This is a genomic window from bacterium (assembly GCA_030654305.1).
Taxonomy (GTDB): Bacteria; Krumholzibacteriota; Krumholzibacteriia; order LZORAL124-64-63; family LZORAL124-64-63; genus PNOJ01.
On the sequence record JAURXS010000351.1, the window covers coordinates 1 to 7322 of the forward strand.

The following is a 7322-nucleotide window of genomic DNA, read 5'->3' on the forward strand; positions in this document are numbered from 1 at the left end:
GAGCAACAGGATGGCCGCCGCGGCCACGAACTTCGAGGTCATCGATCGCCTCCAGGTAGGGCGTGGGTCGCCCGGCCGCCGGGGGCCGCCGGCGCCGGTTGCGGGGCATCCTAGCCGCGGTCCGCTCCGCGGGGCAACCCCCGGGTGGCGGGAATCGCCGGCCGATCGCGTAAGACGCTTGATGACAACGAGATGTTTCATCATCTAAATTCGGGCCTCCATCTTGACATTTCGGTGGAGTGCCGTCACATTATGGCCCTCGATTCGGCGACCCGGCTGCGTGCCGGGCCGTTTCTGCCCCGTACCATCAGCCGCGGCGCCGGTCCAGCGCCGTGCCGCGAGCGACCAGGAGTGGGCTTCGATGCCGCACCGTCACCGGCGCAACCCCGGGGAGAGCGATCCCGAGGCCAGGCCCCTGATCAAACGCAAGCGTGTCGGGTCTGACCGCCCGTCACCCGAGTCAGAAGTTCCGTTCTACAGCCGACGCACCCCGCGCGATGGGAGGGACCCAATGAAGAACGACTGGAACAACGACGAGACCATCGAGTTCGAGGACGACGACCTGGACGAGGACGACGATTTCGACGACGACGAGGACTTCGAAGAAGACGACGTCGAGGAAGAAGACGACGACAATTGACGTGGCCGCTGCATGACGATCCCGGGGCGTTCGGGGGCCTTCCGGAACGCCCCGTTCCGGACTGCTGCCGCTTTGCGGTGCTCCCGATCCCCTACGACGGCACCTCCACGTGGCGCAAGGGCGCCGACCGCGGCCCCGACGCCCTGCTCGCGGCGTCGGCGAACATGGAGCTGTACGACATCGAGACCGGCGGCGAGCCGTGGCGCGCCGGCATCGTCACGATGGCGCCGGTGCTGCACGACGGCCCGCCCGAGGGCATGGTGGCGAAGGTCCGCGCCGCTGCTGACGACCTACTGGACCGCGGCCTCACCGTGGTCGGGCTCGGCGGCGAGCACTCGGTGAGCATCGGCCTGATCCAGGCCCACGCGGCGCGCTTCCCCGGCCTGACGGTCCTGCAGTTCGACGCGCACGGCGACACCCGCGACAGCTACGAGGGCTCGCCCAACAACCACGCCTGCGTCATGGCGCGGGCGGCCGAAGTCGCCGACTATGTGCAGGTGGGCATCCGCAGCCTCGACGCCGCCGAGGCGCCGAAGGTCCGCCCCGACCGCACGTTCTACGCCCACGAGATCGGCGACGGCTACGACTTCATCCCGGCGGTCGTCGACCGCCTGTCCGGCCCGGTCTACGTGACCATCGACCTGGACGTGTTCGATCCCGGGATCATGCCGTCGACCGGCACTCCCGAGCCAGGCGGCCTCGCCTACCGGCAGGTCGTCCGCACCCTGGCCGCGGTGGCGCAGCGCCACCGCATCGTCGGCTTCGACGTGGTCGAGCTGCTGCCCGACCCCCGCAACCCCGGGCCGGATTTCCTGGCGGCGCGCCTGGCCTACCAGCTCATGGCCTACCTCACCGCCCGGCAGTAAGGAGTCCCCGATGCAGAAGAGCGATTTCCTCAAGGACCAGGTCCGCCACGTCGACGTCACGGCCTTCGACGCGCGTCCGCTGATCGACTCCTACCGCGACATGGCCTTCCAGGCCCGCAACCTGGCCACCGCGGCGGGGATCCTGCACCGCATGGAGTCCGACCACGGCTGCGGCGTCATCCTGACGCTCGCCGGCTCGCTGGTCAGCGCCGGCCTGAAGGACGCCATCGCCCTGATGATCGAGAACGACATGGTGGACGCCGTGGTCTCCACCGGCGCCAACATCGTCGACCAGGACTTCTTCGAGGCGCTGGGCTTCCGCCACTACAAGGGCACGCCCTTCATCGACGACCAGATGCTGCGCGGGCTGGCCATCGACCGCATCTACGACACCTACATCGACGAGGACGAGCTGCGCATCTGCGACATGACCATCGCCGAGATCGCCGAGGGCCTCGCGCCCCGCCCCTACTCCTCGCGCGAGTTCATCGCGGCGATGGGCGCCTTCGTCGAGTCCCGCGGCCTGAAGGCCGACCACTCCATCGTCCACGCCGCCTGGCGCAAGGGCGTGCCGATCTTCTGCCCCGCCTTCAGCGACTGCTCGGCCGGCTTCGGCCTGGTGCACCACCAGTGGGGCCGCGAGAAGTACCTGACCATCGACTCGGTGGCCGACTTCCGCGAGCTGACGCAGATCAAGCTCGCGGTCGGCGAGACCGGCATCCTGATGCTCGGCGGCGGCGTGCCCAAGAACTTCACCCAGGACGTGGTGGTCGCCACCGAGATCCTGGGCCGCGAGCAGCCGATGCACAAGTACGCCATCCAGCTGACCGTCGCCGACGAGCGCGACGGCGCCCTCTCGGGCTCGACGCTCAAGGAGGCCTGCTCCTGGGGCAAGGTGGACACGGTGTACGAGCAGATGGTCTACGGCGAGGCGACCGTCACCTTCCCCCTGCTGGTCAGCGACGCCTGGCACCGGGGCGGCTGGCGCGGGCGGCCCGCGCGGCGCTTCAACGACCTCTTCTAGGGAGGGGAAGGCGGCGATGGGCGCGACCCAGGACAGCTTCGACCTGCAGCCGGGCCGCGTCCTGGCGCGCAAGTTCGAGGTGATCCGTCGCCTGGGCGCCGGCTGGGAGGGCGAGGTCTACCTGGTGCGCGAGCGCGCCACCGGCATCGACCGCGCGGCCAAGCTCTTCTTCCCCGAGCGCAACCCCCGCAACCGCACCCTCAACGAGTACGCGCGGCGCCTGCACCGGCTGCGCGAGTGCCCGATCCTGGTCAGCTACGTCACCCAGGAGACGATCCGCGCGCACGGCGCCGACGTGTCGGTGCTGATCTCCGAGTTCGTCGACGGGGAGATGCTCTGCGAGTTCCTGGCGCGCCAGCCGGGGCACCGCCTCGACGTCTTCCAGGGGCTGCACCTGCTGCACGCGCTGGCCGAGGGCGTCTCGGCGATCCACGCCAACAACGACTACCACGGCGACCTGCACGCCGCCAACGTCATCGTCCGGCGCCTGGGTCTGGGCTTCGAGGTGCGCCTGCTCGACCTGCACCGCTGGCCGGGCACGCGCAGCTCGAACATCCAGGAGGACGTCTGCAACCTCGTGCGCCTGCTCTACGACGTGCTGGGCGGGCAGCGCACCTACGCGAAGCACCCGCCCGAGATCAAGGGCGTCCTGCGCGGCCTGCGCCGCTCGCTGATCCTCGAGAGCTTCCGCACCGCCGGCGACCTCGCCCTGCACCTCGAGACCATGCCCTGGGAATCCCGGTGAACCGCCGCGGGGGCGCGGCGTGACGCCAGAACAGATCCAACCAGCCGGCTTCGACATCCTCCACGAGAATGGCCCCTGCCTGGTGATCGGCAAGCCGCCGGGCTTGCTGACGCAGGCGCCGCCGGGCATCGACAGCCTGGAGGCGCGCGTCCGCGCTTTCCTGCAGGCGCGCGACGGCCGCGCCCCCGGCGCCCACCTGGGCGTCGTGCACCGCCTGGACCGCCCGGCGAGCGGCGCGCTGCTGCTGGGGCTCGCACCGACGGCCACACGCGAGCTCAGCCGGCAGATCGAACAGCGCCGGGTGCGCAAACTCTACTGGGCGCTGGTGGCCGGCGCGCCGGCGCCGGCGGCGGGCGCCTGGACGGACCACGTGCGCAAGGTGCCGGACGAGCCGCGGGCGGAGATCGTGCCGGCCGACCACCCGGACGCCCGGCCGGCGACGCTGCGCTACCGCACGCTGCACGGCGGGCCGGACTTCACCTGGCTCGAGATCGAACTGGAGACGGGACGCACGCACCAGATCCGGCTGCAGGCGGCGAGCCGGGGGCATCCGGTCGTGGGCGACGCGCAGTACGGGTCGACGGCGCCCTTCGGGGAACAGCACGAGGATGTTCGGCTGCGGGCGATCGCACTGCACGCGCGGCGGCTGGGCTTCCGGGATCCGGTCACGGGAGGCGAGGTCGAGGTGGTCGCGGAGCCGCCCGGGGCTTGGGGCGGGTTCGCGCCCTGAGGGAAACGGAGAGGTCCGGGCGCCGATCGGCAGCCCGGACCTCTGCGCGTCGTCATGCGGCTTAGCGGCCGCCGGCCAGCTTCAGCTGGGTGTCGAAGACCTTGCGCCGGGACTTGGCGAGCTCGACCTCCTTGGCCGACAGGTCCTTGAGGCGGTCGGCCTCGCGGATGCGGGCGTCGAGGGTCTGGCCCTCGTACTTGCGGATCTCGAGCTCCGCGGCCTGGAGCCGGCCCATCAGCGACGCCGTCAGCGCCTCCCGCAGCAGCGCGTCGCGCTCGCCGCGCTTGGCCGCCAGCGTCAGCTCCTCTTCGCAGGCGCGGGCCGAGGCCGTGGCGAGCTCCACCATCGCCTTGGCGTGCGCCACCTCGCGGGCGCGCAGGTCGGCGCGCCGCTCCAGGAGCTGCTTCTCCAGTTCGGCCTGCTTCTTCTGCCCCTCGAGGTCGAGCTTGCGGACCTCGTCCTTCTCCTTCTTGGCCAGGTCCAGGCGGCTCTTCACGGCGTCGAGCTCGCTCTGCTTCAGGCGGATGCGGGTCTCGGAGCGGGCCTTCATCGCCATCGCCCGCTGCAGGCGCATCTCACCCTCGGCACGCTGGGCCTGGGCCTCGCCCAGCTCGGACTGGATCTCGGCGACGTCGCGGATCGCGACCAGGGCGAGCAGCGAATCGGCCGCCGCGTCGAAGGCCTGCAGCTGGGGCTGGACCGCGGACATGGCGCTGATCGGATCCTGCGCGCGGGCGCCGCCGGCGGCGACGGCCGCGACGGCCGCCAGTGCGAACAGCGCGAGGGTCAGGGATCGTCTCGTCTCCCGAGCAATCAACATCTTCGAGCCTCCCGGTGATGGTGCAGTCATGTGCGAGTTCCTGAAATCGGAATCCGGCACCCAAGATATGCATCATCGACCTTCAGCGCACCAGTTGTCGCGATCTTGAGGGTCGGCATTCATCGGTGACAGGATCGAGGGCGACGAGCCGCGCCCGCAGGCCGCGGTCAGGGCCGTGCGAAGCGGCCCCAGTACACGATCATGTACCCGACCGTCGCGCCGGCGTGGCCCAGCATCGCCGGCCAGACGTTGCCGAGGCGCTCGCGCAGCCAACCCCAGAAGCAGCCGGCGGCGAACACGGCCAGCAGCGCCGGCAGCGCCGCGGACCACGAGCCCAGCAGCACCAGCAGCGTCACGCCGTGGTAGGACGCGTACGCCAGCGCCGCGGCCGCGATCGCCGCCGGCCGCGGGCGCCAGCCCGCCAGCCGCGTCTGGACGTACCCGCGCCAGTACGACTCTTCCGCCGGGCCGTTGAGCAGCAGCATCACGGCGAGCATGGCACCGCTGTGCGACCGGTCGACGCCCCAGCCCGCCAGCCCGTCCAGGACGCGCTGGTCCACCAGCAGGACCCCTTCCAGAACCTTGAAGCCGAACCAGGATCCCGCCGCCATCACGACGCCGACCACGAGGCCGGCGAGCAGGCCGGCCCCGGCCCGTCCTCCGGTCCACCCCACTTCCCTCGCGTGGTCGCGCCAGGAGCGGCGCCGCAGCAGCACGCTGTCGATCAGCGGCCAGAGCAGGCAGATCCCGAAGTGGTAGGCCAGGAAGACGGCCCACACGCTGTGCAGGCCCGCCAGAGCGGCGACCACGACGGCGGGCGGGACCAGCAGCAAGAGGAGCGCCTCGCGCCCGCTACGGTGTCGATCGACCATAGCGTCATCCCCGGGCGCGCGTCGCGCCGGCGGAGGTGCGAGAACTTCGACGCCCGTCCGCGGCGCCTTCACTCCACGAGCATCACTCGGGCCGTGCTCACCCCGCCCGCGGCGCGCAACCGCAACAGATAGGCGCCCGCCGCCGGAGCTGACCCGCCGGCGCTCCCGTCCCAGACCGCCGCCTGGCGCCCCGCCGGCAGGTCGGCGTCAAGCAGGACCGCAACGCGGCGCCCCCGCAGGTCGAAGGCCTCCAGGAGGGCGTGCCCGGCGGACGGCAGCTCAAAGCTCACGGTCGTGCGCGGGTTGAAGGGGTTCGGGAACGCCCGCAACGTCGCGGCGACCGCCGGCAACGCCTCGGCCGCGGTCACGCCCTCGCGCACCTCGTCCAGGAACCAGAGCGCCGACTCCGGCGTGATGGTCACGTGCTCCTGGTTCTGCGACGGCACGTGGAGGGCGTCGAAGGTGGTGCGGCTCATCAGGTCGGGATCCGCGAGCACGTCGTGCAGCGGCCCGACGCCGGCGAGGTCGAGCGCGCTGACCGTCGGGATGAAGCAGTGGTGGCCGAAGAGCGCCTCGATGTCGCCGTAAGGCACGCTGGTGGTGTCCATCTGCGCCATCGACGACCGCCAGCCGCCGGGCGCGCCGTCCCACGACACGGCGCCGGCGACCGTCACGTCCTGGTAGGTGTCCGGCAGCGGCCAGATCACGTTCATCACGCCCTGGAAGATGCGCGCCGAGGTCTGCTGCGGCACCGCCCACACGTTGCCCCGGATGTCCACCAGGAACGAGTCGTACTCGTAGCGGATGATCTGCTGGGCGGGTGCGAAACCCTGGTTCGTCGCGGCGCCCGAACCGTTGGCCACCGCGACGCGGCGGCAGGGCGGCAACCCGACCGCCTGCAGGTCGGCCTCGAAGGCGGTGCGCAGCGGGTCGGCGGCGGCCGTGGTCCCGCTCGTGGCGAGGTGGTGCTGCAGCAGCAGCTGCCGCGCGGCGGGCGTGTCGAGGCGGCTCAGCAGGAAGGCGGCGGCCTCCGAATCGTCCTGGAAGAAGTCGAGCCAGTGCTGGAGGCCCAGCGGGATGACGGCACCGCGTTGCGGCGAATCGAAGGCGATCCAGGTGCGCACGCCGGAATCGATCTGCTGCTGCGCCAGCCAGCCCAGGGCGTAGCGCGAGACCAGGCCGCCCATGCTGGCGCCGATCAACGCGCTGGTGCGCTGCGGACCGACGGCCGCGCGGACCATCCCCAGCAGCTCGGTCAGCACGAAGGCGTTGCGCTGGATGGGCGCGGTGGCGGACGCGAAGTCCAGCACCACGGCGTCGTAGCCCTCGGCGCGCAGCGTCTCGATGAGCTGCTCCTGGTTCAGCATCTCGTAGAGCACGTCCCAGCCCATCGTGTCGTCGAGGTCGAAGCCCTCGACCACGACCACGGGGTTGGCCAGCTGGGTGTGGCCCTCGGCGAGGTAGACGTAGGCCGAGCCGGCGCCGGCGGTGCCGTCGTAGGGCACGCTCGCCGTGACGGGCCAGGTCTCGGTCGGCTGCGGGGTCTGCAGCGCGGCGACATCGAGCGTGAAGGCGGCGTGGCGCAGGGCGCCGTCGGGCGTCGTCGCGCGCAGGCGCAGCGTGTG

Annotated in this window: 8 protein-coding genes; 5 read left to right on the forward strand and 3 right to left on the reverse strand. The window is 71.5% G+C overall.

Annotated elements, in window-relative coordinates; translation table 11 throughout:
* Window positions 1-511: 511 nt before the first annotated feature.
* The 5 genes from Q7W29_10030 (at window position 512) to Q7W29_10050 (ending at window position 4005) form a co-directional block, all read left to right on the forward strand.
* On the forward strand, window positions 512-640 hold the full coding sequence (locus tag Q7W29_10030) for a hypothetical protein (GenBank protein MDO9172157.1): 129 nt from the start codon (window positions 512-514) through the stop codon (window positions 638-640).
* 77 nt (window positions 641-717) lie between these two features.
* Window positions 718-1506 (forward strand): agmatinase, encoded by a 789-nt coding sequence (gene speB, locus Q7W29_10035; GenBank protein MDO9172158.1) that lies wholly within the window; start codon window positions 718-720, stop codon window positions 1504-1506.
* 10 nt (window positions 1507-1516) lie between these two features.
* The gene (locus Q7W29_10040) at window positions 1517-2530 is read left to right on the forward strand and encodes a deoxyhypusine synthase (GenBank protein MDO9172159.1); all 1014 of its coding nucleotides are present in this window, start codon (window positions 1517-1519) and stop codon (window positions 2528-2530) included.
* Window positions 2531-2546: 16 nt separating this feature from the next.
* Window positions 2547-3275, forward strand: a complete 729-nt coding sequence (locus Q7W29_10045) for a protein kinase (GenBank protein ID MDO9172160.1) — start codon at window positions 2547-2549, stop codon at window positions 3273-3275.
* A 19-nt stretch (window positions 3276-3294) separates the two neighbouring features.
* Complete coding sequence (locus Q7W29_10050) at window positions 3295-4005, forward strand: RNA pseudouridine synthase (GenBank protein MDO9172161.1); 711 nt, start codon at window positions 3295-3297, stop codon at window positions 4003-4005.
* A 61-nt stretch (window positions 4006-4066) separates the two neighbouring features.
* Here the strand turns inward: Q7W29_10050 and Q7W29_10055 are convergent, their stop codons facing one another.
* From Q7W29_10055 to Q7W29_10065, 3 genes are all read right to left on the reverse strand, one after another.
* Window positions 4067-4825 (reverse strand): hypothetical protein, encoded by a 759-nt coding sequence (locus tag Q7W29_10055; protein ID MDO9172162.1) that lies wholly within the window; start codon window positions 4823-4825, stop codon window positions 4067-4069.
* Between the two features lie 167 nt (window positions 4826-4992).
* A complete protein-coding gene (locus tag Q7W29_10060; GenBank protein MDO9172163.1) occupies window positions 4993-5697 on the reverse strand; it encodes a CPBP family intramembrane metalloprotease in 705 nt (234 codons plus the stop codon).
* Window positions 5698-5765: 68 nt separating this feature from the next.
* Window positions 5766-7322: hypothetical protein (locus tag Q7W29_10065; GenBank protein ID MDO9172164.1), on the reverse strand; the 1557-nt coding region annotated here is incomplete at its 5' end.

Bases quoted from the DNA above. Each gene is read 5' to 3' on its own strand.
- Q7W29_10030 (MDO9172157.1), top strand. From the start codon at position 512: ATGAAGAACGACTGGAACAACGACGAGACCATCGAGTTCGAGGACGAC.
- Q7W29_10045 (MDO9172160.1), top strand. From the start codon at position 2,547: ATGGGCGCGACCCAGGACAGCTTCGACCTGCAGCCGGGCCGCGTCCTG.
- Q7W29_10055 (MDO9172162.1), bottom strand. From the start codon at position 4,825: ATGTTGATTGCTCGGGAGACGAGACGATCCCTGACCCTCGCGCTGTTC.
- Q7W29_10060 (MDO9172163.1), bottom strand. From the start codon at position 5,697: ATGGTCGATCGACACCGTAGCGGGCGCGAGGCGCTCCTCTTGCTGCTG.
- Q7W29_10040 (MDO9172159.1), top strand. From the start codon at position 1,517: ATGCAGAAGAGCGATTTCCTCAAGGACCAGGTCCGCCACGTCGACGTC.